This is a genomic window from Azospirillum griseum (assembly GCF_003966125.1).
Lineage (GTDB): Bacteria > Pseudomonadota > Alphaproteobacteria > Azospirillales > Azospirillaceae > Azospirillum > Azospirillum griseum.
Genome location: NZ_RXMA01000012.1, coordinates 14,245 through 39,230, shown reverse-complemented (window position 1 = coordinate 39,230; position 24,986 = coordinate 14,245). Strand labels below are relative to the sequence as shown.

Genomic DNA, 24,986 nt, shown 5'->3' with positions numbered 1-24,986 from the left:
GATCGCGCTCCGCCCGGCAACGACCGCCGGAACATCCGGGTCGCGAGCCGCCTCGCGGCCCAGATCAAGGCGGCCCTGATTATGGCGCAGGTGCCTGTCCCGTCCCGCCGCGCGGCGGATCGGGTGGGGGCCATACGGTGGCGTTCCGCGCGTTTTCCGCCACGCCGTCATGCGCCACGCACTATGGCAGCGCAGCATCGGTTGGATGACAAGCCCCGCTGTTGGCGGTACGGTGCGCACTCGCTTTGCCGAGGCCCGCCGTTCCATCACCTCCCTGTGGGGCGGACGGGCCATTGACCAAGACGGATGCCGACCGTGACCAAGCTCTCGCTCTCCAAGGACAAGATCAACATCCTCCTGTTGGAAGGTGTTCACGACAACGCCATCGAGGAACTGGCGCGGGGCGGTTACGCCTCCGTCGAGCGCCTGCCGCGCGCGTTGGACGAAGCGGAATTGCTGGAGCGCATCGGCTCCGTCCACATCCTCGGCATCCGGTCGCGCACCCACCTGACCGCCCGCGTGCTGGAAGCGGCGACGAAGCTGATGGCCGTCGGCTGCTTCTGCATCGGCACCAATCAGGTCGATCTGAAGGCGGCGCGCCGTCTGGGCATTCCCGTCTTCAACGCGCCCTATTCCAACACCCGGTCGGTGGCGGAGCTGGTGATCGGTGAGATCATCATGCTGATGCGCGGCATCTTCGAAAAGTCGGCGCTGGTCCATGGCGGCGGCTGGATGAAGTCGGCCAAGGATTCCTATGAGATCCGTGGCAAGACGCTGGGCATCATCGGCTATGGCCACATCGGCACCCAGGTGTCGATCCTGGCCGAAGCCATGGGCATGCAGGTCCGCTATTACGACGTCGTGCGCAAGCTGGCGCTGGGCAACGCCCGCGCCTGCGATTCGCTGGAAGAGCTGCTGTCGGTCTCCGACGTCGTCACCCTGCACGTTCCCGACACCCCGCAGACCCGCAACATGATCGGTGCGGCGGAGCTGGCGGCGATGAAGCCGCGCAGCCACCTCATCAACGCCGCGCGCGGTCAGGTGGTGGACATCGAGGCGCTGGCCGCCGCGATGAAGCGCGATCACATCATCGGGGCCGCCATCGACGTGTTTCCGAAGGAGCCGGGGGCCGACAACGAGGTGTTCGAAAGCGCCCTGCGCGGGATCAAGACCGCCATCCTCACCCCGCACATCGGCGGTTCGACGGTGGAGGCGCAGGCCAACATCGGCACCGAGGTGGCGCAGAAGCTGATCGAATACTCCGACAACGGCTCCACCGTCGGCGCGGTCAACTTCCCGCAAGCCGCCCTGCCGATCCAGGCCGGTTGCACCCGCTTCCTGCACGTCCACGAAAACCGTCCGGGCATGCTGCGCAAGGTGAACGAGGTGTTTTCGGGCCGTGACCTGAACATCGCCGCCCAGTTCCTGCAAACCGACCCCGAGCTTGGCTATGTCGTCGTCGATGTCGACGGCGAGGTGGACGAGTTGGAGGTCTACAACGATCTGCGCGCGATCGAAGGCACGCTGAAGGCGCGCTTCCTGTTCCCGAGCAAGCGTTAAGCGATCCTTTGGGGCTTGCCGATGGGCGGTGGCGGGGCGATATGGCTCGCATGACCGCTCATCGGCTTTCCCCTTGCTGGCTCTTCCGTTCCGGTGTCTGCGCCGTGCTGCTGGGGTGGAGCCTCCTGCCCACCAGCGCCGTGGCGCAAAGCTGCCCGCCGTCCGCGCGGGCCAGCCTGTCGTTTGAGGTCGCGCTCGCCCCCATCGAGCGCAACGACGGCCTGTCCATCGCCCAGCTCGCCCGCCAACCGGGGCGTGCGCCCGGACCGGCGGGTTCGGCGCGCGGCCATGTGCTGGGGCTGACCCAGGCCCGCTACGGCGAACAATCGCAAATCAGCGCCCAGTTCCAGCCGATGAGCGACGGCAGCTTTTGCGCCTCGCTGAAGACCATGACGGTGTCGTTCGGCTTTCAACAGCGCGTGGTCCTGGTGGCCCGCGAACTGCCGACGGCCAGCTGCATCTTCCGCGAGGTGCTGGAGCACGAGATGAAGCACATCGCGGTGGACGAGGCGCTGTTGCGCGAGGCCGCCCCGCAGATCCGTCGCCGGCTGGAGGAGACGCTGGCCCAGTTCGAGCCGGTGCGGGTGCGCGGCGAAAACCAGGCGATGCAAGCCTTCCGCCGCCGCCTCGACGCCACCATGCGGGCGATCATGCAGGAGTTCGGGCGGGAGCGTGACCAGCGTCAGGCCCAGGTGGACACCGCCGAGGAGTATGAGCGGGTGTCCAAATCCTGCGGCGGCGAGGTCCGCGACTATCTGCCCAAACCCAACCCGACCAACCGGCGCACCGGCTGACCTGCGGCGCTGTGGTCGATGGTGTCAGCGCCGACGGCCCGACGCGTGCCCGTCGGTGAACTCCGGCGGCTTGCGGCGGACCCAGCGGATGAACAGCGCGATGTCGGGATGGCCGCGCAGGCTGTCAAAATCGTGGTAGTGATCGCGCAATTGCTGTTCGGTCAGCACGGCGTGGATTTTCGCGTGGCAAATCCGGTGCATCGTCACCGTCACCCGCCCGCCATAGGTGCGGGGGATCAGGTGATGCTCGTTCAGGCTTGGCCCGGCGATCATCGGGCGGTCGCAGAGCGGGCAGGGCGGCCGGTCATCCGCCATGGCTGATGCCTCAAAACGACATCAAAGCAAAGACACGCCCCCACCCGGTCGGTTGAGCGGGTGGGGGCGGGCGATCAGGCCGCCGCCTTGTCGGCCATGAAGCCGACGAAGCGGTCGAACAGATAATGGCTGTCCTGCGGGCCGGGCGAGGCTTCCGGGTGGTACTGCACCGAGAAGACCGGCTTGCCGGTCAGGCGGATGCCCTCGTTGCTGCCGTCGAACAGGCTGACATGGGTGACTTCGGCGTCGGCGGGCAGCGATTCCGGCAGAACGACGAAGCCGTGGTTCTGGCTGGTGATCTCCACCCGGCCCGAGGCCAGATCCTTGACCGGGTGGTTGGCCCCGCGATGGCCCAGCGGCATCTTGGCGGTCTTGGCCCCCAGCGCCAGCGACAGCATTTGGTGGCCCAGGCAAATGCCGAAGATCGGCAGGCCGGTGGCCAACAGCGCCTGGATGGTCGGCACGGCGTAGACGCCGGTGGCGGCGGGGTCGCCGGGACCGTTCGACAGGAACACGCCGTCGGGCTTGTGGCGCAGCACGTCGTCGGCGCTGGCGGTCGCCGGGACCACCGTCACCTTGCAGCCAGCGGCGGCGAGGCAGCGCAGGATGTTGCGCTTGGCCCCGTAATCGATGGCGACGACGTGGAATTTCGGCTCGGTCTGGGTGGCGTAGCCGCCGGAGATGCTCCAGGCCGCTTCATCCCAGCCATAGGTCTGGCGGCAGGACACGTCCTTGGCCAGATCCATGCCCTCCAGGCCGGGCCAGCCCTTGGCCTTGGCGACCAGCGCGTCGAGGTCGAACACCCCATCCGGCGCGTGGGCGACGACGCCGTTGGGCGCGCCCTGGTCGCGGATGCGGCGGGTCAGGCGGCGGGTGTCGATGCCGCTCAGGCCGATCAGGTTGTTTTTCTTCAACCAGCCGTCCAGATGGTCGTTCGCGCGCCAGTTCGACGGGGCGGTGATGTCGGCGCGCAGGATCAGGCCGCGCGCCGCCGGAGTCACCGTCTCGATGTCTTCGGCGTTGGTGCCGGTGTTGCCGATGTGCGGAAAGGTGAAGGTGATGATCTGCCCGGCGTAGCTGGGATCGGTCAGGATTTCCTGATAGCCGGTCATCGAGGTGTTGAAGCACACCTCGCCCACCGAATCCCCGACGGCCCCGATGCCTCGGCCACGGAACACGGTGCCGTCAGCCAGAACCAGCACGCCGGTGTGAACGGCCTTGTCGGAGGGGGGAGAGGCGAGAGTCATTCCGTTGGACCTTCCAAAAACCGCGACCGTCGACGGATCGACCAAACCGGATCGACCAAATGGGCGGGCGGAACGGCGACGGTCTGGCGTCCCACCGGGCGCGCGCGCAGACCCGCTCGCACCCCCTCCCCGCCGAAAGGGGCGGTGACGGGATCGAGTGGGCGGGTCAGGGCAAGCCGGACATCCTATAGGACGAATGGCCGACCGATTTCCAGCAATAGCTTTGCAGGGCGGCGTTGCGATGGCGCTTTCCCCGACGATTCCGCAACACGGGGAGTCGCGGAGGAAACGCCGCCGCTCTATATAAGGCGTGACCTTTGATGGGCGATTGCCGATAGTCGCCCGCCGCCGATGGCCCGCCGCTGATGGCTCCAGGTTGCCGTCGGCCAGACGATGAGGAACAGGAACATGCTGCGCACCCGGTTGAACGATGCCTTGAAGGAGTCCATGCGCGCCAAGGACACGCGCGCCGTCTCCACCCTCCGCATGGTCCTGGCGGGCCTGAAGGACCGGGACATCGCCGCCCGCACGCGCGGCGTCACCGACGGCATCGACGATGGCGAGGTCCTGTCGATGCTGCAAACCCTGATCAAGCAGCGCAACGAATCGGCGACGATGTACGAGCAGGGCGGCCGCCCCGAACTCGCCCAGCAGGAGCGCGAGGAGATCGCCGTCATCGAACGCTTCCTGCCCAAGCAATTGTCGGAGGAGGAGGTCGTTGCGGCCATCGCCGCCATCGTGGCGGAGCTGGGGGCCACCTCGATCAAGGACATGGGCAAGGTGATGGCGGAGCTGAAGACCCGCCACGCGGGCGAGATGGATTTCGCCAAGGCCGGGCCGCTGGTCAAGCAACGCCTGTCGGCCTGACCGGAACCGCCCGACGCCGGGTGTGTCCGCGCGCCGGATCGCCGCCGCCGCCGTTGATGCGGCGCGCGGCGATCCGCGTTACGCTGTCCCCCGCATGACCCGGTGATGTGACCCATGGCCTTCCCCCCCCAATTCCTGGAAGAGCTGCGCAACCGGCTGGCCCTGTCGGACGTGGTGTCCAAACGGCTGCGCCTGATCCGCGCCGGTCGGGAATTCAAGGCGCCGTGCCCCTTCCACAACGAGAAATCCCCCTCCTTCTACGTCAACGACCAGAAGGGGTTCTTTCATTGTCTGGCGGCGGAAACCCGTGTGCTGCTGCGCGACGGGGAACGGGCGATTGCCGATTTGGCCGGAACGACGCAAACGGTGCTGACGCGCGGCGGTGTCTGGGTTCCGGCGGAATTCCGCGCTTATGGTGTCCAAAAGCTTCACCGCATCACGCTGACCCGCAACGGCCAGACCAAAACGCTCCACGCCACCGCCGGGCATCGCTGGTTCGTGCGCGGCGTTCAGGGCGATGTGCTGACCACCGCGCTGCGGCCGGGGCATCGACTCGAAGCGGTCCTTCCCGAAGCGCGCCAGGATTGGACGCTGGATCCGGAAGGCGTCGCGCATGGTGTGGTGTTTGGCGACGGATCGGTGGATAAGGGCGGCTACGGCCATGTTCACCTGCACGGCGACAAGGACCGCGTGCTGGCGGAGTGGTTTCCCAACCAATCGCCGCAGCCCCGCCTGACGGAGCATGGCAAACCCTATCTGCGCATCTACGGGGGGAAATCCTTCGGCCATATGAAGGAGCTTCCGTCGCTGGACAGCAGCGACGCCTATCTTTTGGGTTTTCTCGCAGGCTACCTCGCCGCCGACGGTCATGTCGCCAAGGATGGCACGGTGATGCTGCACAGCGCCAACCGGGCGCATCTGGAATGGGTGCGCACCGCCGCCTTACGCCTGGGCATCGGCACCTATGGCATCACCATGGCGACGCGCCAAGGTTTGGCGTCGGAGATGAGGGACATTTTCCGCATCCATTTCGTGCCGTCCACGCTGCACCCGGATCTGTTCCTGGGGGAGACCGCGCGCCAACGGTTCGAAGCCGCCGACAAATCCTTTGGGCGGCTGCGCTGGGTGGTGGCGACGGTGGAAGAGACGGAGCGGGAGGAGGAGGTCTTTTGCGCCAGCGTGCCGGGCGAACACGCCTTTGCGTTGGAAGACCACATCCTGACCGGAAACTGCTTTGGTTGCGGCGCGCACGGCGATGTCATCGGCTTTGTCATGCGCCACGACAACCTCGCCTTTCCCGAGGCGGTGGAGCATCTGGCGGGCGAGGCCGGGTTGCCGGTTCCGCGCCCGACGGAGGAGGACCGCCACCATTACGAACGGCGCAAGACCCTGCATGATCTGGTCGAGCAGGCGGCGCGCTGGTTCGAACAGCAATTGCAGACCGGGGCCGGGCGGGCCGGGTTGGAGTATCTGCGGCGGCGCGGTTTGGATGGCGAGGCGCTGGCGCGCTTCCGTCTGGGCTTTGCCCCCGGCGATTCGGGGGCGCTGCGCCAACATTTGCTGCGGCTGAAGTTCGACGAGGAGGACATGGTCACGGCGGGGTTGCTGAAGCGGCCCGACGATGGCCGCACCGCCTACAGCTTCTTCCGCAACCGCGTGATGTTCCCCGTCACCGACCGGCGCGGGCAGGTCGTCGCCTTTGGCGGGCGCATTCTGGAGGGCGACGGGCCGAAATACGTCAACACGCCCGACACGCCGCTGTTCCACAAGGGCACTCTGCTCTATGGCCTGTCGCGCGCCCGGCAGGCGGCGGCGGATGGCAAGCCGGTGATCGTCGCCGAAGGCTATATGGACGTCATCGCCCTGGTCCGCGCCGGGTTCGAGGGCGCGGTGGCCCCGCTGGGCACGGCCCTGACCGAAACCCAGGTTCAGGAGCTGTGGAAGCTGATTCCGGCGTCGGAAAAGATCCCCTGCCTCTGCTTTGACGGCGACAACGCCGGGCGGCGGGCGGCGTGGCGGGCGGTGGAGCGCATCCTGCCCCATCTGGCCCCCGGCCAGTCGGCCCGCGTCGTCTTCATGCCGGAGGGCGAGGATCCCGACAGCCTGATCCGCGCCCACGGGCCAAAGGCGATGACCGGGCTGTTGGAGCAGGCGATCCCGCTGTCGGATGCGCTGTGGCGGATGGAGACGGAGGGGCGTCCCACCGACACGCCGGAAGCCAAGGCGGCGGTCAAGGCGGCGCTGGAGGCGCGGGTGGCCACCATCGCCGACCGCGACGTCCAGGGCTTCTACCGCACCGAGATGCGCCGCCGGGTGGACGAGGCCTTTGCCCCGCCCGCGCGCGACCGGGGCGGGCGCGGCCCCTGGGTTCCGGGCCGCCGTCCGGGCGAACCGCCGCGCCGCCATGTGCCGGGCACGCCGGGGCGGCTGACCGCCAAGCCGGTCGGGCAGGGGCGGGGCAGCGCGGCGCGGCTGGGGACGGTGCGCGAACGGATTCTGCTGGCCACCCTGATCAACCACCCCGAGCTGTTCGGCGAGGTCGGGGAATCGCTGGGTCTGTTGCCGTTGGGCGACCCTGAGATGGAAAAATTGCGCTGGGCGGTGCAGGAATGCCTGTCGGACGACCGCAACCGCGACTCGGGACTTGACGCGGCTGCCCTTTGTCGCCACTTGTCTTCCGCTGGTCAGGAGGAGCTGGTCAGCGCGTTGCTGAGTGAATCGACCTATGTTCACGCCGCCTTCGCCCGCCCGGACGCCTCGACCGACGAGGCGCGGAAGGGATGGTGGCCGACGTGGCAGCATCTGCTTCACCGGCGGATGCTCGACGATCTCAGGGAGGCCAAGGCGGCTCTGACCCGTGACAACAGCGAGGCCAACCTCGCGCGGGTCGTGGCGCTTCAACAGGAGGTCATCAAGTCCGCGATGGGAATGACGGATGGCGATGATTCGGACGATTTCTGACCGCGCAGGCGGTCATCGTCGGCTGGGCCGCAAGGCGGGTACAGAGCGTGTGGGTGGGGGCGGACGGTGCGGGCAACCGCGACCGGGCGTCCTCTTCGTATTTTTTTCACTGGGGTAATGCGGGGGCACCGATCGCATGGCCACGAAAGCTGCGAACAGCGTGGAAGTTTCCGAAACGCGGGAGGAATCCGGCGACGGTCCTCTGATGGATGGCATGGGTCTTGCCGTCAAGAAGATGATCGCGCGCGGGAAAGAGCGCGGGTATGTCACCTATGACGAGCTGAACGCAGCTCTGCCGCAGGACTCGTCGTCCTCCGAGCAGATCGAAGACACGATGGCGATGCTGTCCGAAATGGGCATCAACATCGTCGAATCGGAAGAGCAGGATTCGGAAAACAACGCCGAAGCGGCCAGCGACGGCGAAGGCCGCTCGTCGGGCAACCTCGACGATGACGACATCGGCCGCACCGACGACCCCGTGCGCATGTATCTGCGCGAAATGGGATCGGTGGAGCTGCTGTCGCGCGAAGGCGAAATCGCCATCGCCAAGCGCATCGAAGCCGGGCGCGAGATGATGATCGGCGCGATCTGCGAATCGCCGCTGACCATCCGCGCGATCCTTGAGTGGCACGACGCCCTCATGGAAGGCAAAATGCTGCTGCGCGACATCATCGACCTCGACGCCACCTATGGCGGCGGTCCCGATGGCGAGGAGATGCCGGAGGCGCTGGCCGAAGCGGTCGAGGGCGCCGCCCCCGGTCCCGCCGGGGAAGAGGGCGACGAGCCGCCGCCGTCGCGCCCCGAAGGCGAGGGCGAAGAGGGCGAGGAAGGGGAAGAGGGCGAAAACAGCCTGTCCCTGTCGGCGATGGAAGCCGCGCTGAAGCCGCAGGTCATCGAGACCTTCGAGAGCATCAAGGCGACCTACGACAAGCTGCACAAGATTCACGAATCCCGCATCGCTGCGATGCAGCGGGGCGAGGACGTGACCAAGCAGACCGACAAGAAGTATGAAAAGCTGAAGCTCGAAATGGTCGAGCTGATGAACACGGTGCGCCTGAACAACCAGCGCATCGAACAGTTGGTCGAACAGCTTTACATCCTGAACCGGAAGCTGACCGGTTTCGAAGGCCGCCTGCTGCGCATGGCCACCGATTGCCGTGTGAAGCGCGAGGATTTCCTGAACCAGTATTTCGGGCACGAGCTGGATCCGGGTTGGCTGGACCGCATCCGTGGCCTGAACCCCAAGACCTGGGGCAAGTTCGCCGAGAAGTACGACGCCGACATCCGCAAGGTGCGCGAGGGCATTTCCGGCGTCGCCGAGGAAGGCCGTCTGCCGATCAGCGAATTCCGCCGCATCGTCTCCACGGTGCAGAAGGGCGAGAAGGAAGCCAGCCGCGCCAAAAAGGAAATGGTCGAGGCGAACCTGCGTCTCGTCATCTCCATCGCCAAGAAATACACGAACCGTGGCCTGCAATTCCTGGATCTTATCCAGGAGGGCAACATCGGCCTGATGAAGGCGGTGGACAAGTTCGAGTACCGGCGCGGTTACAAATTCTCCACCTACGCCACCTGGTGGATTCGTCAGGCCATCACCCGTTCCATCGCCGATCAGGCCCGGACCATCCGCATCCCGGTCCACATGATCGAGACGATCAACAAGCTGGTGCGCACCAGCCGCCAGATGCTGCACGAGATCGGCCGCGAGCCGACCCCGGAAGAGCTGGCGGAACGGCTGATGATGCCGCTGGAAAAGGTCCGCAAGGTCCTGAAGATCGCCAAGGAGCCGATTTCCCTCGAAACGCCGATCGGTGACGAGGAGGATTCGCATCTCGGCGATTTCATCGAGGACAAGAACGCGGTCCTGCCGCTCGACGCCGCCATCCAGGCGAACCTGCGCGAAACGACCACCCGCGTGCTCGCCTCGCTTACCCCGCGTGAGGAGCGTGTGCTGCGCATGCGCTTCGGCATCGGCATGAACACCGATCACACGCTGGAAGAGGTCGGCCAGCAGTTCAACGTCACCCGCGAACGCATCCGCCAGATCGAAGCCAAGGCGCTGCGCAAGCTGAAGCACCCCTCGCGGTCGCGCAAGCTGCGCAGCTTCCTGGACACCTGACCGGGCGTTCGCCGTTGTTGCACTGTGTGGGAACGGGGGCCTTGCGGCCCCCGTTTCCGTTTGGGGCAGTGGTTTGAACATGTGAACGAGGGGTTGCAAAACGCCCCCGCTTTGTCGCAAAGTGCCGCTCCCTGGATGGGCCTGTAGTTCAGTGGTTAGAACGCGCCGCTCATAACGGTGTTGTCGTCGGTTCAAATCCGGCCAGGCCTACCAGTTTTTCCACACATTTTGCGGCGCGCCATGCCTTGCCTCGCGGTCAGGGCACGGATGGCGTGTGCTGCTTTTGGCCGTCACCGGGGAAAGGCGCGGCGGCGGGATGGGTGGTCTCGAGTGACCTATAGGTCAATTTCATCGCGATAACGTGAATCATCTGGACAAAGGATGGTCCACGATCAACTATTTCATACACGAAACACTTTCCGATAAAGGTCTGACACATGGTGGTTTCCGAACTGTGCCTGCCATCGTTGGACGGGCATTCCCTGGGCGTGACCCTGCGGGAACCGGCGCGGCGGGCGTTGGGGGTTGTGCTGCTTCACCCGGCTACGGCGGTGCCGGAACGGCTTTATGCCCCGATCGCCGACGCGCTGGCGGCGCGTGGCTTTGCCGTCGTCACCTATGACTATCGGGGGATCGGGCGGTCGCGCCCGCCGCGCCTGCGTGGCTTTTCGGCGACGATGCTGGACTGGGCCGATTTGGATGTGGACAGCGTCACGGAGTGGGCGCGCCAACGCTGGCCGGACGCGCCATTGTTGGCGGTCGGGCACAGCTTTGGCGGCCACGCCATCGGCCTGTGCGCGAGCAGTCGGCATTTGACCGCCGCCGCGCTGGTCGCCTCGCACGCCGGGTGTTTGCGCTTCATCACCCCCGCCGTCGAACGCTGGCGCGCCACCGCCTTGCTGAAGCTGGTCTGCCCGCTGACCTCGGCGATGTTGGGCTATGTGCCCAGCCGCCGGATCGGCATCGGCGAGGATTTGCCCGCCGGGGTCGCCCGCCAGTGGAGCCGTTGGACCAGCCTGCCGCGCTATTTCTTCGACGACCCGGCGGTGGACGCCGCGCAACGCTTTGCCCGCGTGAACACCCCGCTGCTGATCCTGGGCTTTGACGATGATCCCTGGGCCACCCCACCGGGGATCGATCTGCTGGCCAGCCACTTCACGTCCGCCCGGATTGAGCGTCACCACCTGTCGGCCAAGGCGGTTGGCAGCGGCCCCATCGGTCATTTCGGCTTCTTCCGCCGCCAGCACGAGGCGACGCTGTGGCCAACCCTGCTGGACTGGCTGGAAGCCCGCGCGGTGGCGGCGTGACCGGCGCGATCGACCGGCGGCTGGTCTATCTGCTCAACGTCGGGCACCGCCGTTTGCAGCGGTGGATTCAGGCCCGCACCGCCGACAGCGGTGTCACCGCCGCGCAATCGGGGGTGCTGTTCCATCTGGCCCGGCAGGATGGGGCGTTGATCGGCGAGGTCGGGCAGGCGCTGGACGCGGCTCCCTCGGCGATGAGCGGGTTGGCGGATCGCATGGTGGAATCCGGCCTGATCGAACGGCGGCCCGACCGGCGGGACGGCCGGGCCTGGCGGTTGTTTCTGACTCCGGCGGGGCGTCGGGCGCTGGTGGAAGCCAAGAACGGGCTGGCCGACATCAACGCCCGTCTCAGCGCGGGATTCAGCGAGGAGGAGATGCAGGTCGTTGCCCGGTGGCTCTCCAGCCTCCCGGGAAAATTCCCGAGTGACCAAGATCGTTGACGCACAAAAGAAAAAGCCGGACCGTCGCGAGGGACGTCCGGCTCAGTGAATACAGGGAGGTTTAGAGACAAACGGACCCTAGTGGTTTGCCACGCCACTGACGTTGATCTGCATCAAATGGCGAGCGTTTTATCCGCCGTCTCGCGCGATGCGCGCAGCCCATAAAAAATTGGCCGGGCATTACAGCGAATGCCCGGCGCAGTCCTATACAGGGAGGGTTTGAGACACCACGATCTCTACACCCATCGCTCTGCCTGTCCTTTGATGTGGATCAAACCGATGATGGAATCCGCGAACATGGGGCTGCGGCATTCCGTCCTGCGCCCGTTCAGCCGTGGCTGTGGCCGTGATGGCCGCCCGATTGGCCGTACAGCACGCTCGGATCGGTTTCGACCTCCTGGATGATCTCCAGCTTGCCGTCGCGCCACGCGCGGTAGAAGCAGCTCCGCCGCCCGGTGTGGCAGGCGACGCCGTCCTGTTCGACGATCAGCAGCAGCGTGTCGCCGTCGCAATCGACCCGGAACTCCTTCAGCCGTTGCATCTGGCCGGAGGTTTCGCCCTTGCGCCACAGCCCGCCGCGCGAGCGCGACCAGTAGCAGACCCGGCCGGTGGACAGGGTTTCCAGGATCGAGTCCCGGTTCATCCAGGCCATCATCAGAATTTCGCCGCTGCCCTCGGCCTGGGCGATGGCGGGAACCAGCCCGTCGGCGTTGAACCGAACGGCGTCGAGCGCGTCCGCAAAGGCGGTGGCGTCGGTCATGTCACGAACCCTTTCGTCTCTTCAGGTCGCTTGGCGTCCGTTCACAGGGCGGCGTTCAGCCGACGGAACGCGGCGTCCAGGTCGCGGATCAGATCGTCGGGATGCTCAAGCCCGGCGTGGAAGCGCAGCAGATGACCCGGCTCGTCCCAACGGGTGGCGGTGCGCACCCCGGCGGGGCGGGCGGGCAGGATCAGGCTTTCGAATCCGCCCCAGGAATAGCCGATGCCGAACAGCTCCAACCCGTCGAAAAACGCGGCGAGGGCGGCGCGCGGAACCGGAGTCAGCAGGGCGGAAAACAGCCCGCTGGAGCCGGTGAAGTCGCGCTTCCACAGGGCGTGTCCGGGGAAATCCGGGCGGGCGGGGTGCAGCACGCGGGTGATGTCGGGGCGGGCGGCCAGCCAGTCGGCCAGGATCAGCGCGCTTTCCTGGTGCTGCTTCAGCCGCACGGCCATGCTGCGCAGGCCGCGCAACCCCAGGAACAGATCGTCCGGCCCGGCGCAGACGCCAAAGCGGGTGGCGGTCTTCTTCACCGTCGTCCACAGCGCTTCGTCGCGGCAAACGATGGCCCCCAGCATGGCGTCGGCGTGGCCGACCATGTATTTCGTCGCCGCGTGGATCGACAGATCGACGCCGTGGTCGAACGGGCGGAAGAACAGCGGGGTGGCCCAGGTGTTGTCGATCATCACCACCGCGCCGACCGTTTTGGCCGCCGCCGCGATGGCCGGAACATCCTGAATCTCGAAGGTCAGCGAGCCGGGCGATTCCAGGAAGACGGCGCAGGTGTTGGGGCGCAGCAGGGCGGCGATGCCAGCGCCGATGTTGGGGTCGAAGAACTCGACCTCCACGCCATAGCCCTTCAGCGTTTCGTTGGCGAAGCGCCGTGTCGGGCCATAGGCGCTGTCGGTGATCAGCACATGGTCGCCCGCCTTGGTGACGGCGGACAGGGCGATGGAGATGGCCGACAGGCCCGATCCGGTGTTCACCGCGCCGAAGCCGCCTTCCAGCTCCGCCACCGCCTTTTCAAAGGCGAAGGTGGTGGGGGTGCCGACGCGGCCGTAATTGATGACCTCGAACGGGCGGCGGTCGCTGTCCTCCAGCGCATCCAACGTCGGAAACAGCACGGTCGAGCAATGATAGACCGGCGGATTCACGATGCCGTGGTTGTTTTTGGGATCGCGTCCGGCATGGACCAGAATGGTGTCCTTGGCAACGTCCTTCATCGACTGTCCGTTTTTCTGTCTGGCGGGTTTGGTCACGCAGGCCGCATCTTGTCACCGCTCTTTCTCTGGCGCTACGGAGGATTTGGGGCGATTGGCGCTTGCGCAGACCTTTTCACGGACAGGTCACGGTCGTCGCAAGGCGGTACGGCCCGCGTGGTGTTTGAACCCCATGTGCATGCGCACCATGTGCATGCGCAGGATCGGCCGAACCAATCGGTTCGCAAGAGGGAGGCGGCTGATCGGATGATGGATCATGGGATCGCCGGAATCAGCGCCTGTTCACATTCCATTCACATCGTGTTTATAAAATTGAACATTAATATCATATTGATGTGATACATACAGTTGCGCAAATATGCGGTTCAAAAAACATAAGCGTTGCAAGCAGAAATCCCGAATGTTCCTGAAGAGCATTTGATATTTTTGCTGTTTTCATTCGGGTTGTCTGTGTTGGTTGTGACATCTGGGACGGAACAGTCAAATGGGTGATGGCGGGTTGGCTGAAGAATTGATGTGTTCGATTGAAATGTACATTTGATAATATTGTATTATTCAATTTTTTCTGCTGGTTTTTTTGTCGCTGCATCGCATGCCGGGGCAGGCCGCCGGTGTCGGTTTGCGCTTGTGGGCGTGGTGCGGCGTCTGGCGGGTGGTGATCGGCTAAGTCACTGTCCCGGATGGGTTCGTCGTTGAGAAATTGCTGATGGAGGATGTTCGGAAGGATTCGACAATGGGGTTCTTGTTGATGCACTCTTGTGCTGTGCGCATGGCTCCCCTGCAAATTGGCGAGTCGCCGGTGGCTGGGACGCTGGGCGCATGCATCGGATCGTTCGGTACTTGAAAACTCAAGAACAGGGTGGAGCAACACATGAAATCGGGAATCCTGGCCGCAGCCGCTGCGACTCTGGTCGTTTTCGCTGCCGCAGGTGCCAACGCCGGTACGCTCGACACGGTGAAGTCGCGCGGTTTTGTTCAGTGCGGTGTCAACGCCGGTCTGCCGGGCTTCGGCAGCCCGGACAGCGCGGGCAATTGGACCGGGCTTGACGTCGATTTCTGCCGCGCGGTCGCCGTGGCTCTCTTCAACGATGTCAACAAGATCAAGTTCACCCCGCTGTCGGCCCAGCAGCGTTTCCCCGCCATCCAGTCGGGCGAAGTCGATCTGCTGTCGCGCAACACCACCGTCACGCTCACCCGCGACACCTCGGTTGGCCTGAACTTTGCCCCCGTCACCTATTACGACGGCCAGGGCTTCATGGTGAACAAGAAGCTGGGTGTGAAGAGCGCCAAGGAGCTGAACGGGGCCACCGTCTGCGTTCAGTCCGGCACGACCACCGAACTGAACCTTGCGGACTATTTCCGTGCCAACAGCATGGATTACAAGCCCGTCGTCATCGAATCGAACGACGAGGTCAACGCCGCCTACTTCGCCGGCCGTTGCGACGTGTTGACGACCGACGTGTCCGGCTTGGCCGGAACGCGGGCTGGTGTGGCTCCGGTTCCCGATGACCATGTGATTCTGCCGGAAGTCATCTCCAAGGAACCGTTGGCCCCGGCGGTGCGTCACGGCGATGACCAGTGGTTCGACATCGTGAAGTGGACGGTGAACGTCACCATCCAGGCCGAAGAGTTCGGCATCACCTCCAAGAACGTGGACGAGTTCGTCAATTCGAAGAACCCGGACATCCTGCGTTTCCTGGGCACGACGCCGGGCATGGGCAAGGCGCTGGGCCTGGACGAGAAATACGCCTACAACATCATCAAGAAGGTCGGCAACTACGGCGAGATCTTTGATCGCAACGTCGGCCCGCGCACCCCGCTGAAGCTGGAACGCGGTCTGAACGCGCTGTGGACCAAGGGCGGCCTGCAATACAGCGCGCCGTTCCGGTAAGCCTGTTCGCCGGAGACCGCAGCGCTGTGTTTCGGCGCTGCGGCCTCCGGCCTAAGTCACTGTCCGGCATGGAGCCGCCGTGGACCCCTGCGGAGGAAGGCCGTTCGGAAGGATTCGACAACAGGGTTGCCGTTGATGCACTCTTGAACCGCGCGCATGCCTCCCCTGCAAAATCGCACACCACCAGAGGGGGCAGGCGCAGGCATCAGACTGTTCGGTATGTCAAAATTCAAAAACAGGGTGGAGCAACACATGAAATCGGGAATCCTGGCCGCAGCCGCTGCGGCTGTGGTTGTTACCGCCAGCGTTGGTGCTGAAGCGGGCCTGCTCGACACGGTGAAGTCGCGCGGTTTTATTCAGTGCGGTGTCAACGCCGGTCTGCCGGGCTTCGGCAGCCCGGACAGCGCGGGCAATTGGACCGGGCTTGACGTTGATTTCTGCCGCGCGATCGCGGTTGCGATCTTCAATGATCCGACCAAGATCAAATTCACCCCGCTGTCGGCCCAGCAGCGTTTCCCGGCCATCCAGTCGGGCGAAGTCGATGTGCTGTCGCGCAACACCACCGTCACGCTCACCCGCGACACCTCGGTTGGCCTGAACTTTGCCCCCGTCACCTATTATGACGGCCAGGGCTTCATGGTGAACAAGAAGCTCGGTGTGAAGAGCGCCAAGGAGCTGAACGGGGCCACCGTGTGCGTCCAGTCCGGCACGACCACCGAACTGAACCTTGCGGATTATTTCCGTGCGAACAACATGGAATACAAGCCGGTCGTCATCGAGTCGGAAGCCGAGGTCAACGCCGCCTATTTCGCCGGTCGTTGCGACGTGCGCACCGCCGACGTGTCCGATCTGGCCGCCACCCGTGGCAGCGTTGCGTCGGGCGCGCAAGACCATGTGATTCTGCCGGAAGTGATCTCGAAGGAGCCGTTGGCCCCGGCGGTTCGCCATGGCGATGACCAGTGGTTCGACATCGTCAAGTGGACCATCAACGTCACCATCCAGGCCGAAGAGTTCGGCATCACCTCCAAGAACGTCGACGAGTTCGTCAATTCGAAGAACCCGGACATCCTGCGCTTCATCGGCACGACGCCGGGCATGGGCAAGGCGCTGGGCCTGGACGAGAAATACGCCTACAACATCATCAAGAAGATCGGCAACTACGGCGAGATCTTTGAGCGCAACGTCGGCCCGGCCACCCCGCTGAAGCTGGAACGCGGTCTGAACGCGCTGTGGACCAAGGGCGGCCTGCAATACACCGCGCCGTTCCGGTAAGCCTGTTCGTCGGGGGCCGTCCGGCACCGTCAACCGGTGCAACGGCCCGACCGTGAGGAGAGCGGTTGCGAAGAGCGCCATCGAAGCGTTCGCGCGTGCAAGACCGCAGTGGGAGACATGATCGCATCCGTCGGTGTGGGATAGGGGCCGGAAGCACGTCCGGCTGCGCGAGGACACCGTACGGTTCGCGATGGTTGGGGGAGAGTATCCGTGGCGACAGAGACCCGGACCGCACAGGGGGCATCGGTCCCCGGTGGCTCATCGTTTTCCCTCAGCGACCCGACGGTTCGCGCCATCGTCTACCAGGTTCTGGTGGTCGGCGCGGTCGTTCTGGTTGGCTGGTTTTTGATTTCCAACACGCTCGACAATCTCGCGCGGCGGTCGATCGCCACCGGATACAGTTTCCTGGAGCGTGAAGCGGCCTTCGGCATTGGCGAGCATCTGATCGATTACTCGCCGAAGGACACCTATGGCCGGGCCTTCCTGGTCGGCGTCCTCAACACGCTGAAGGTGTCGATCATCGGCATCATTCTGGCGACCATCATCGGCACGCTGGTGGGTGTGGCGCGTCTGTCCAGCAACTGGCTGATCGCGCGGCTGGCCTCGGCCTATGTCGAGATCGTGCGCAACATCCCGCCCTTGCTGCAGCTCTTCTTCTGGTACGCGTTGGTGTCGGATGGGCTGCCGCCGGTTCGGTCGGCGCTGAATCCGCTGCCGGGCGTCTTCCTGTCGCAGCGCGGCCTGATCGTTCCGGCCCCGTCGGACGATCCGGTGTGGAAGATGATGGGCATCGCCCTGGTCGTTGCCGTCGTCGTGACCCTTGCCCTGCGGTTCTGGGCCAAGGCGCGGCAGGCGCGCACGGGCCAGATCTTCCCCGTCGGTTGGACCGGGTTGGGTCTCATTCTGGGGTTGCCGCTGGTGGCCTACATCGCTGGTGGCGCGCCGGTGGCGCTCGACATGCCGGTGCTGAAGGGCTTCAATTTCGCGGGCGGCATGGTGATTTCGCCGGAGTTCTTCGCGATCCTGACCGGCTTGACCGTTTACACCTCCGCCTTCATCGCCGAGGTGGTGCGCAGCGGCATCATCGCCGTGAATTGGGGCCAGACCGAAGCGGCGCGCGCGTTGGGGCTGCCCAGCGGTCCGACGCTGCGTCTGGTCATCCTGCCGCAGGCGCTGCGGGTGATCGTGCCGCCGCTGACCAGCCAATATTTGAACCTGACCAAGAACAGCTCGCTGGCGCTGGCCATCGGCTACCCCGATCTGGTGTCGATCGCCAACACCACCCTGAACCAGACCGGCCAGGCGATTGAAGGCGTGACGATGATCATGGGGTCCTATCTGTCGATCAGCCTGAGCATTTCGCTGTTCATGAACTGGTACAACAAGCGCATCGCGCTGGTGGAGCGGTAACGGCCATGACCGACAACGTGCAACGCGTCGGCCTGCCGGACGAACGTCCGCCGGCCAACACCGTCGGCCCCATCGCGTGGCTGCGGAACAACCTGTTCAACACCTGGTACAACGCCATCCTGACGGTGCTGGTGCTGGCCCTGTTGGGGTCGGCGATTCCGCCCTTTCTGGATTGGCTGCTCATCAAGGCCCATGGCTTCGACTCGACCTCCCCGGCCTGTCGCCAGGACACCAGCGGGGCGTGCTGGGGCTTCATCGGTGAAAAGCTGCGCTTCATCCTGTTCGGCCAGTTCCCGTGGAATGAGCAGTGGCGTCCGCTGGCGACCATCGCCATCTTCATCGCCCTGCTGCTGGCGAGCTGCGACCGCCGGTTCTGGAAGCCGTGGTTCGGTCTGGTCTGGGCCGCCGGTCTGGTGACGGTCGGCTGCCTGATGTGGGGTGGGGTGCTGGGGCTGACCCCGGTGGAAAACACCCTGTGGGGCGGTCTGCCGCTGACCATCATCCTGTCGGTGATCGGTCTGGCCGTGGCCTTTCCCGCCGCCATTCTTCTGGCCTTGGGCCGCCGGTCCAACATGCCCGCCGTCAAGGTGCTGTGCGTCACCTACATCGAGCTGATTCGCGGCGTGCCGCTCATCAGCCTGCTGTTCATGGCGTCGGTCATGCTGCCGCTGTTCCTGCCGAACGGCGTGTCCATCGACAAGCTGCTGCGCGCCCAGATCGCCTTCATCATGTTCGCCGCCGCCTACATGGCCGAGGCGATTCGCGGTGGCCTGCAGGCGATCCCGAAGGGGCAGTATGAGGCCGCCGACGGCCTGGGCCTGTCCTATTGGCAGAAGATGATCAAGATCATCCTGCCGCAGGCGCTGGCCATCGCCATCCCGCCGCTGGTGAACACCTTCATCAGCTTCTTCAAGGACACGTCGCTGGTGATCATCATCGGCCTGTACGACCTGCTCGGCACCGCCAAGGCGGCGCTGTCCGATCCGTTGTGGCGCGGTTTCTACCGCGAGGCCTATCTGTTCATCGGCGTGATCTATTGGATCTTCTGCTACAGCATGTCGAAATACAGCCAGAAGCTGGAACGCGACCTCAACCGCAGCCATCGTCGCTAAGGGAGCACTCTCATCATGTCCCAGGCCGCCCAACAGGCCCGTCACATCCCGAGCGGCGAAGAAATCATCCGCTGCACGGACGTCAACAAGTGGTACGGCGAGTTCCACGTTCTGAAGAACGTCAATCTCAGCGTGCAGAAGGGTGAGCGCATCGTCATTTGCGGCCCGTCCGGGTCGGGCAAATCGACGATGATCCGCTGCCTCAACCGGCTGGAGGAACACCAGCGCGGCACCATCGTGGTGGACGGCATCGAGCTGACCAACAATCTGAAGAACATTGAGCTGGTGCGCCGCGAGGTCGGCATGGTGTTCCAGCACTTCAACCTGTTTCCGCACCTGACCGTGCTGGAAAACTGCACGCTCGCCCCGATCTGGGTGCGCAAGAAGCCGAAGGCCGAGGCCGAGGAAATGGCCATGCGCTATCTCAAGCGCGTGCGCATCGCCGAACAGGCCCACAAATACCCCGGCCAGCTTTCCGGCGGTCAGCAGCAGCGCGTGGCCATCGCCCGTTCGCTGTGCATGAGCCCCAAGGTCATGCTGTTCGACGAGCCGACCTCCGCCCTTGATCCGGAAATGGTCAAGGAGGTGCTGGACGTCATGATCGGCCTGGCCGAAGACGGCATGACCATGCTGTGCGTGACCCACGAAATGGGCTTCGCCAAGTCGGTGGCCGACCGCGTGATCTTCATGGATCGTGGTGAGATCGTGGAACAGGACACCCCGGATTCCTTCTTCACCAACCCGAAGTCGGACCGCACCCGCCTGTTCCTCAGCCAGATCCTGAATCACTGATCGGCTGCAATTTTTTGCAACCTATCCGGTGTGCGACGCAATATCCAATGGCGTCGTACCCCGGAATAGGGTTCAATCATTGTCCGTGACGCGCTGTTCGCTGCAACGCACAACGGAGATGATGCCATGGATTTGCTCAGCCCGCGCCCTGGTGTCGGCCAGATCAAACCCTATCGGTCGCAGCGCCCACCGCAGGACGGTCGGCGCTGGATCGATCTCTCCCTGACGCAAAACCCGCTGGGTCCCAGCCATCTGGCCTTGGCCGCCTACCGCGAGGCGGCGTCCGCGATTCATCGTTACCCCGATTGGAGTCAGGACGCGCTGCGCCACGCCATCGCGCGCCGCCATTCCATCGACGTCGATCACATCGTCTGCGCCAACGGGTCGGAGGAGCTGATCCATCTTGTCACCCAGGCCTTTGCCGGGCCGGGGGACGAGGTGCTGTGCCACGAGCATGGTTATCGCGGCTTTCTCAAGGCGATCCGCGCGGCAGGCGCAACGGCGACCATCGCGGCGGAGCGTGAGTTCGTCGTCGATGTTCAGGCGATGATCGACCGGGCCACCGACCGCACGAAAATCTGCTTCCTTGCCAACCCCAACAACCCGACCGGCACCTTCATCCCCGCCGATCAGGTCCAGCGCCTGCGCGCCGGTCTGCCGCCGCACACGCTGCTGGTGCTCGATTCGGCCTACGCCGACTATTGCCGCCGCCCGACCTACAGCGACGGCACCGAAATCGTCGAAAACTCCGACAACGTGCTGATGATCCGCACCTTCTCCAAGATGCATGGCTTGGCGGGCCTGCGGGTCGGCTGGGGCTATGGCCCGGCGGCGGTGATTGAGGCGGTGAACGCGATCCGTGGGGCCTTCAACGTGTCCAGCCCGGCCCAGGCCGCCGCCGCCGCCGCGCTGGCCGACGCGGAGCATGAAGAGGCGACCTACGCCCACAACGCCCAATGGCTGCCCTGGTTGTCGCGGGAATTGGAGCGGGTGGGCCTGCGCGTCTACCCCAGCGTCTGCAATTTCGTGCTCGCCCGTGTGCCGACCGATCCATCGTTGGGTGTCCAGGCGGTGATCGACCATCTCGCCCATCGCGGCCTGCTGGTGAAGCCGGTGGCCGACTATGGCCTGCCCGACTGCCTGCGCATCACCGTGGGCCGGGAGGAGGAAAACAAGGCCCTGATCGTGGCGCTGGCGGAGGTGTTGGGGTAGGGGGGATTATTTTTGACACAGATGAACACAGATGAACACAGATGTAGAAAGATAAAAGATGCGAAAGGACGATTATGAAGGATGAATGATATAAAATCAGACTGAAGAAAAAAGAAAAAGAATATTCCGCTTATTCATAGTTTTGGTGTTGTTTCCTCCAAAAGGCGCGCATCAAAAATTCATCTGTGTCCATCTGTGTTCATCGGTGTCAAAAGATCCAACCACCCAGCCCCATCACTCCACGATCGGAACATGCGGCCCGGCGCTGCGCGGCAGCGGGCCGTTCACGCGCGGGTCGTGGATCTCGCGCACGACATGGCGCACCGGCACGAAGCCCATGCGTTGGTACAGCGGCAGGGCGCGCGGGTGGTCGAAACTGCAGGTGTTGACCACCAGCTTTGTCGCCCCGCCATCCCAGGCCAGCCGGATCGCCGTGTCGAGCAGCCAGGGGCCGAGCTTGAGGCCGATGAAGTCGGGCAGCATGCCGAAATAGGCCAGATCGGTCGCCGCCTCGCGCCGGTCGATCTCGGCGTAGCCCGCCGGGGTCCCGTTGACGTACAGGACCCAGACTTCGACGCGCGGGTCGTTCAGGCTGCGTTCCAGCTCCTTGCGCGGCATGCGGCGGCGTTCGTGCCACAGCCAGGGTTCGCCGACCGTGTCGTAGAGATAGCGGTAAAAGGACCAGCTTGGCGGGTTGGCGCGCACCAGGGCCAGATCGCCCTTGGGCCGTTCCAACGGCGGATGGGCGGGCGGGGCCGTCATCTCCAGATAGGTGACGATGACCGACAGACGACCGGGGGTGTCGTTGATCGGCAGGGCGGGGCGCGTCAGCGAGAAGGTGTGGTCAGCCATGTTTGCATCATCCTTGCGGGCGATCTGGCATACCCCAACCGCCCGCAGAAGGCCACAACCGGATGGTTGGTCTCATGCACCAAACGCCGCCGCTGCGCGCCCGCTGCCGGTCATCCGCGCCCGTTATCCGTTGCGGGGGCCGGTCGCCAGCGGCAGATCGGCACGCAGGCCCCATTCGGCCCAGGACCCATCATAGATCGCCACGTCGGTCTTGCCCGCCGTCGCCAGCGCCAAGGCGATGACGCAGGCGGTGATTCCGCTGCCGCAGGAGGCGACGATGGGCCGGTCGAGGTCCAACCCGGCGGCCTTGGCCCGCTCCACGATCACCTCGGGCGGCAGCAGGGTCTTGGCGTCGGCGTCGATCAGGTCGGTGTGGGGCAGGTTGAAGCTGCCGGGAATCCGCCCGCTGCGGCGGCCCGGCCAGGGTTCGGCGGCGGCCCCTTCGAAGCGGGGCTGGGCGCGGGCGTCGGCCACCTGTTCGGCGGCGCTGTCGATGTTGGCCTGGATGTCCCCCACCCGGCGCAGCAGGTCCGGGCGCAGGGCGGCGGTGAAGCGGCGGGCCTCCGGCGCGGGGACCGGTCCGGACTCGGTCGGACGCCCCTCGGCCAGCCATTTCGGCAGGCCACCGTCCAGCACCGCCACGCGGTCGCTGCCGAACAGGCGCACCATCCACCACACCCGCGCGGCGGCGGTGGCGATCCCCGCCGTGTCATAGGTCACGATGGTGTCGCCGTCGCCGATGCCCAGCGCGCCGATCTTGGCGGCGAAGCGGTCGGCGTCGGGAACCATGTGGGGCAGGGGGTGGGTGTCGGGGGCCGACACGTCGTCCACGTCGCAGAATTGCGCGCCGGGGATCCGGCTGGCGGTGAATTCGGCGTGGGTGTCGCGGTTCTGCGAAGGGAAATACCAGGAGCAATCCAGCACGCGCAGGCCGGGGCGGCCCAGATTGCGGGCCAGCCAATCGGTGGAGACAACGGGGCCGGTCAGGGCTTCGACCGTTTCGGTCATGGGGGCGTTTCCTTTTGGGGTGTTGGGGCCGGGTGCGTGGGCGCGGATCAGCCGGTCAGCGCGATCACGACGCGCCGGTTCTGCTTGCCCTTGTTTTCGATCTTCACCACCTCGATCCCACCGATTTCGCCGGTGCGGGCGACGTGGGTGCCGCCGCAGGGCTGGAGATCGACGCCCTCGACGTTCAGCAGCCGCACCCGGCCCGATCCGGTCGGCGGCTTCACCGACATGGTGCGCACCAGTTCCGGCGCGGCGGCCATCTCCTCGTCGGTGATCCATCGCGTGCTCACCGGGCTGTCGGCGGCGATGCGCGCGTTGACGGCGGCGGCGATGGCGTCCTTGTCCAGGCTTTCGGCGGGAACGTTGAAGTCCAGGCGGCTCTTGTCCGCGCCGATCTGCCCGCCGGTGACGGATCCCGGAACCACGGCGCAGAGCAGATGCAGGGCGGTGTGCATCCGCATGTGGCGGTGCCGCCGGTCCCAATCGATGACCGCCTCCACCACCGCGCCCACGGCGGGCGGCGGGGTGTCGGGGGGCAGAATGTGGATCACGTCGTCGGGGCCGTTGTCGCCCTTGACCGTGTCCACGACGGGCCACTCCGCCCCATCCCCCCGCAGCACCCCGGTGTCGCCGGGCTGCCCGCCGCCGGTCGGGTAAAACACCGTGCGGTCGAGGCGGACGCCGCGCTCGTCCACCGAAACCACGGTGGCGGCGCAGCGTTGGGCGTAAGCGTCCTCGCGAAACAACGCGTCCATGAACCCTCGCGAACAGAATCAGTCGAGCCAATCCGGCACGGGGAGATTCTTCTCACGGAGGAAGGCGGGATTGAAGAGCTTCGATTGGTAACGCTGCCCACCGTCGCACAAAATCGTCACGATGGTGTGGCCGGGGCCGAGGTCGCGCGCCACCCGCATGGCGGCGGCGATGTTGATGCCCGAGGAGCCGCCCAGCACCAGCCCCTGCGTCTTGATCAGGTCGAAGACGATCGGCAGGGCCTCGTCGTCGGTGATCTGGATGGCGTCGTCGATCGGCGCGCCCTCCAGATTGGCGGTGATCCGCCCCTGGCCGATGCCTTCGGTGATCGAGCTGCCTTCGGCCTTCAGTTCCCCATGGGTGTAGTAATGATAGAGCGACGCGCCCATCGGGTCGGCCAGCGTGATGCGCACCGCCGGGTTGCGCGCCTTCAGCGCCAGCCCGATGCCCGCCAGCGTGCCGCCGCTGCCGACGGCGCAGGTGAAGGCGTCGATCCGGCCGCCGGTCTGCTCCCAGATTTCCGGGCCGGTGGTCAGGCGGTGGCCCTCGCGGTTGGCGGTGTTGTCGAACTGGTTGGCCCAGACGACGCCGTTCGGCTCCGTCTGCGCCAACTCCTCCGCCAGACGGCCGGAGTAGCGGACGTAATTGTCCGGGTTGGAATAGGGGACCGCCGGAACCAGACGGAGATCCGCGCCGACCAGTCGCAGCATGTCCTTCTTCTCCTGGCTCTGGGTCTCCGGCATGACGATGACGGTGCGATAGCCCAGCGCGTTGCCGACCAGCGCCAGCCCGATGCCGGTGTTGCCCGCCGTGCCTTCCACGATGGTTCCGCCGGGGCGCAGCGCCCCGCGCGCCACCGCGTCCTGCACGATGGCCAGCGCGGCGCGGTCCTTCACCGACCCGCCGGGGTTGAGGAACTCCGCCTTGCCGAGAATCTCGCAGCCGGTGGCCTTCGACGGGCCGTCCAGGCGGATCAGCGGGGTGTTGCCGATGGCGCCGATGAAGCCGTTGCGAATGTCCACGGCGTGCTCTCCTGACCGAATGAAAGTTGGTTGATTGACTATCGGGGTTCAGGCTTCTGGATTCAAGACTGCGCTGTGAAA

General features: G+C 65.3%; 22 protein-coding genes, 1 tRNA gene and 1 pseudogene. 15 read left to right on the top strand and 9 right to left on the bottom strand.

What is annotated here, in order from left to right:
* Positions 1 to 315 precede the first annotated feature (315 nt).
* Both serA and EJ903_RS13965 read left to right on the top strand, forming a co-directional pair.
* Positions 316 to 1,560 carry a phosphoglycerate dehydrogenase gene (serA, locus tag EJ903_RS13970; RefSeq protein ID WP_126616386.1) on the top strand — a complete coding sequence of 415 codons (1,245 nt, stop codon included), beginning with the start codon at positions 316 to 318 and terminating at the stop codon, positions 1,558 to 1,560.
* A gap of 50 nt (positions 1,561 to 1,610) precedes the next feature.
* Entirely contained in the window at positions 1,611 to 2,354 is a 744-nt protein-coding gene (locus tag EJ903_RS13965; protein ID WP_126616384.1) for a hypothetical protein, read from the top strand.
* A 24-nt stretch (positions 2,355 to 2,378) separates the two neighbouring features.
* Here EJ903_RS13965 and EJ903_RS13960 read toward each other — a convergent pair whose 3' ends face one another.
* Positions 2,379 to 2,669, bottom strand: coding sequence for an HNH endonuclease (locus tag EJ903_RS13960; RefSeq protein ID WP_126616382.1), 291 nt, complete (start codon positions 2,667 to 2,669; stop codon positions 2,379 to 2,381).
* A 74-nt stretch (positions 2,670 to 2,743) separates the two neighbouring features.
* Positions 2,744 to 3,916 carry a glutamine-hydrolyzing carbamoyl-phosphate synthase small subunit gene (carA, locus tag EJ903_RS13955; RefSeq protein WP_126616380.1) on the bottom strand — a complete coding sequence of 391 codons (1,173 nt, stop codon included), beginning with the start codon at positions 3,914 to 3,916 and terminating at the stop codon, positions 2,744 to 2,746.
* A gap of 408 nt (positions 3,917 to 4,324) precedes the next feature.
* Here carA and EJ903_RS13950 point away from each other — a divergent pair, with 408 nt between their 5' ends.
* The 7 genes and pseudogenes from EJ903_RS13950 to EJ903_RS13915 all read left to right on the top strand — a co-directional run bounded on the left by EJ903_RS13950 (position 4,325) and on the right by EJ903_RS13915 (position 11,604).
* Complete coding sequence (locus EJ903_RS13950; protein WP_126616378.1) at positions 4,325 to 4,783, top strand: GatB/YqeY domain-containing protein; 459 nt, start codon at positions 4,325 to 4,327, stop codon at positions 4,781 to 4,783.
* Positions 4,784 to 4,897: 114 nt separating this feature from the next.
* Positions 4,898 to 5,074 (top strand): annotated as a pseudogene (locus EJ903_RS28150) (CHC2 zinc finger domain-containing protein); the annotation flags it as partial.
* Positions 5,075 to 5,572: 498 nt separating this feature from the next.
* The gene (dnaG, locus tag EJ903_RS13935; RefSeq protein WP_377006669.1) at positions 5,573 to 7,744 is read left to right on the top strand and encodes a DNA primase; all 2,172 of its coding nucleotides are present in this window, start codon (positions 5,573 to 5,575) and stop codon (positions 7,742 to 7,744) included.
* Between the two features lie 136 nt (positions 7,745 to 7,880).
* Positions 7,881 to 9,860, top strand: coding sequence for an RNA polymerase sigma factor RpoD (rpoD, locus tag EJ903_RS13930; protein WP_126616376.1), 1,980 nt, complete (start codon positions 7,881 to 7,883; stop codon positions 9,858 to 9,860).
* Positions 9,861 to 9,997: 137 nt separating this feature from the next.
* Positions 9,998 to 10,073: transfer RNA gene (locus EJ903_RS13925), tRNA-Met, on the top strand.
* 224 nt (positions 10,074 to 10,297) lie between these two features.
* Positions 10,298 to 11,167, top strand: coding sequence for an alpha/beta hydrolase family protein (locus EJ903_RS13920; RefSeq protein ID WP_126616374.1), 870 nt, complete (start codon positions 10,298 to 10,300; stop codon positions 11,165 to 11,167).
* Entirely contained in the window at positions 11,164 to 11,604 is a 441-nt protein-coding gene (locus EJ903_RS13915; RefSeq protein ID WP_126616372.1) for a MarR family winged helix-turn-helix transcriptional regulator, read from the top strand. The genes EJ903_RS13920 and EJ903_RS13915 overlap by 4 nt, the downstream gene beginning before the upstream one ends.
* A 328-nt stretch (positions 11,605 to 11,932) precedes the next feature.
* On the opposite strand, the gene hisI is transcribed toward EJ903_RS13915, so the two are convergent.
* From hisI to EJ903_RS13900, 3 genes are all read right to left on the bottom strand, one after another.
* A complete protein-coding gene (gene hisI / locus EJ903_RS13910) occupies positions 11,933 to 12,364 on the bottom strand; it encodes a phosphoribosyl-AMP cyclohydrolase (protein ID WP_126616370.1) in 432 nt (143 codons plus the stop codon).
* Between the two features lie 41 nt (positions 12,365 to 12,405).
* Positions 12,406 to 13,584, bottom strand: a complete 1,179-nt coding sequence (gene metC / locus EJ903_RS13905) for a cystathionine beta-lyase (RefSeq protein ID WP_126616368.1) — start codon at positions 13,582 to 13,584, stop codon at positions 12,406 to 12,408.
* 322 nt (positions 13,585 to 13,906) lie between these two features.
* Positions 13,907 to 14,449 carry a hypothetical protein gene (locus EJ903_RS13900; RefSeq protein WP_126616366.1) on the bottom strand — a complete coding sequence of 181 codons (543 nt, stop codon included), beginning with the start codon at positions 14,447 to 14,449 and terminating at the stop codon, positions 13,907 to 13,909.
* A gap of 3 nt (positions 14,450 to 14,452) precedes the next feature.
* Between EJ903_RS13900 and EJ903_RS13895 the strand changes: the two genes are divergently transcribed.
* The 6 genes from EJ903_RS13895 (at position 14,453) to EJ903_RS13870 (ending at position 21,270) form a co-directional block, all read left to right on the top strand.
* Positions 14,453 to 15,472: a transporter substrate-binding domain-containing protein gene (locus EJ903_RS13895; RefSeq protein ID WP_126616364.1), complete on the top strand. Its 1,020-nt coding sequence runs from the start codon at positions 14,453 to 14,455 to the stop codon at positions 15,470 to 15,472.
* 252 nt (positions 15,473 to 15,724) lie between these two features.
* Positions 15,725 to 16,744 carry an amino acid ABC transporter substrate-binding protein gene (locus EJ903_RS13890; RefSeq protein WP_126616362.1) on the top strand — a complete coding sequence of 340 codons (1,020 nt, stop codon included), beginning with the start codon at positions 15,725 to 15,727 and terminating at the stop codon, positions 16,742 to 16,744.
* Positions 16,745 to 16,954: 210 nt separating this feature from the next.
* Complete coding sequence (locus tag EJ903_RS13885; protein WP_126616360.1) at positions 16,955 to 18,154, top strand: amino acid ABC transporter permease; 1,200 nt, start codon at positions 16,955 to 16,957, stop codon at positions 18,152 to 18,154.
* A gap of 5 nt (positions 18,155 to 18,159) precedes the next feature.
* Positions 18,160 to 19,266, top strand: a complete 1,107-nt coding sequence (locus tag EJ903_RS13880) for an amino acid ABC transporter permease (protein WP_126616358.1) — start codon at positions 18,160 to 18,162, stop codon at positions 19,264 to 19,266.
* A 15-nt stretch (positions 19,267 to 19,281) separates the two neighbouring features.
* Entirely contained in the window at positions 19,282 to 20,058 is a 777-nt protein-coding gene (locus EJ903_RS13875; RefSeq protein WP_126616356.1) for an amino acid ABC transporter ATP-binding protein, read from the top strand.
* Between the two features lie 126 nt (positions 20,059 to 20,184).
* Positions 20,185 to 21,270: a pyridoxal phosphate-dependent aminotransferase gene (locus EJ903_RS13870; RefSeq protein ID WP_126616354.1), complete on the top strand. Its 1,086-nt coding sequence runs from the start codon at positions 20,185 to 20,187 to the stop codon at positions 21,268 to 21,270.
* 234 nt (positions 21,271 to 21,504) lie between these two features.
* On the opposite strand, the gene EJ903_RS13865 is transcribed toward EJ903_RS13870, so the two are convergent.
* The 4 genes from EJ903_RS13865 to EJ903_RS13850 all read right to left on the bottom strand — a co-directional run bounded on the left by EJ903_RS13865 (position 21,505) and on the right by EJ903_RS13850 (position 24,905).
* Positions 21,505 to 22,122 carry a GNAT family N-acetyltransferase gene (locus tag EJ903_RS13865; RefSeq protein ID WP_126616351.1) on the bottom strand — a complete coding sequence of 206 codons (618 nt, stop codon included), beginning with the start codon at positions 22,120 to 22,122 and terminating at the stop codon, positions 21,505 to 21,507.
* Between the two features lie 123 nt (positions 22,123 to 22,245).
* Positions 22,246 to 23,130, bottom strand: coding sequence for a sulfurtransferase (locus tag EJ903_RS13860; protein ID WP_126616348.1), 885 nt, complete (start codon positions 23,128 to 23,130; stop codon positions 22,246 to 22,248).
* A gap of 47 nt (positions 23,131 to 23,177) precedes the next feature.
* On the bottom strand, positions 23,178 to 23,885 hold the full coding sequence (locus tag EJ903_RS13855) for an alanyl-tRNA editing protein (RefSeq protein WP_126616345.1): 708 nt from the start codon (positions 23,883 to 23,885) through the stop codon (positions 23,178 to 23,180).
* Between the two features lie 18 nt (positions 23,886 to 23,903).
* Positions 23,904 to 24,905: a cysteine synthase A gene (locus EJ903_RS13850; protein ID WP_126616343.1), complete on the bottom strand. Its 1,002-nt coding sequence runs from the start codon at positions 24,903 to 24,905 to the stop codon at positions 23,904 to 23,906.
* Between the last annotated feature and the right edge of the window lie 81 nt (positions 24,906 to 24,986).

Coding starts and splice junctions, on each gene's coding strand:
- EJ903_RS13875 (WP_126616356.1), top strand. CDS start 19,282: ATGTCCCAGGCCGCCCAACAGGCCCGTCACATCCCGAGCGGCGAAGAA.
- EJ903_RS13895 (WP_126616364.1), top strand. CDS start 14,453: ATGAAATCGGGAATCCTGGCCGCAGCCGCTGCGACTCTGGTCGTTTTC.
- EJ903_RS13890 (WP_126616362.1), top strand. CDS start 15,725: ATGAAATCGGGAATCCTGGCCGCAGCCGCTGCGGCTGTGGTTGTTACC.
- hisI (WP_126616370.1), bottom strand. CDS start 12,364: ATGACCGACGCCACCGCCTTTGCGGACGCGCTCGACGCCGTTCGGTTC.
- EJ903_RS13865 (WP_126616351.1), bottom strand. CDS start 22,122: ATGGCTGACCACACCTTCTCGCTGACGCGCCCCGCCCTGCCGATCAAC.
- rpoD (WP_126616376.1), top strand. CDS start 7,881: ATGGCCACGAAAGCTGCGAACAGCGTGGAAGTTTCCGAAACGCGGGAG.
- EJ903_RS13870 (WP_126616354.1), top strand. CDS start 20,185: ATGGATTTGCTCAGCCCGCGCCCTGGTGTCGGCCAGATCAAACCCTAT.
- EJ903_RS13960 (WP_126616382.1), bottom strand. CDS start 2,669: ATGGCGGATGACCGGCCGCCCTGCCCGCTCTGCGACCGCCCGATGATC.
- EJ903_RS13950 (WP_126616378.1), top strand. CDS start 4,325: ATGCTGCGCACCCGGTTGAACGATGCCTTGAAGGAGTCCATGCGCGCC.
- EJ903_RS13920 (WP_126616374.1), top strand. CDS start 10,298: ATGGTGGTTTCCGAACTGTGCCTGCCATCGTTGGACGGGCATTCCCTG.
- metC (WP_126616368.1), bottom strand. CDS start 13,584: ATGAAGGACGTTGCCAAGGACACCATTCTGGTCCATGCCGGACGCGAT.
- dnaG (WP_377006669.1), top strand. CDS start 5,573: ATGAAGGAGCTTCCGTCGCTGGACAGCAGCGACGCCTATCTTTTGGGT.
- EJ903_RS13880 (WP_126616358.1), top strand. CDS start 18,160: ATGACCGACAACGTGCAACGCGTCGGCCTGCCGGACGAACGTCCGCCG.
- EJ903_RS13855 (WP_126616345.1), bottom strand. CDS start 23,885: ATGGACGCGTTGTTTCGCGAGGACGCTTACGCCCAACGCTGCGCCGCC.
- EJ903_RS13860 (WP_126616348.1), bottom strand. CDS start 23,130: ATGACCGAAACGGTCGAAGCCCTGACCGGCCCCGTTGTCTCCACCGAT.
- EJ903_RS13965 (WP_126616384.1), top strand. CDS start 1,611: ATGACCGCTCATCGGCTTTCCCCTTGCTGGCTCTTCCGTTCCGGTGTC.
- carA (WP_126616380.1), bottom strand. CDS start 3,916: ATGACTCTCGCCTCTCCCCCCTCCGACAAGGCCGTTCACACCGGCGTG.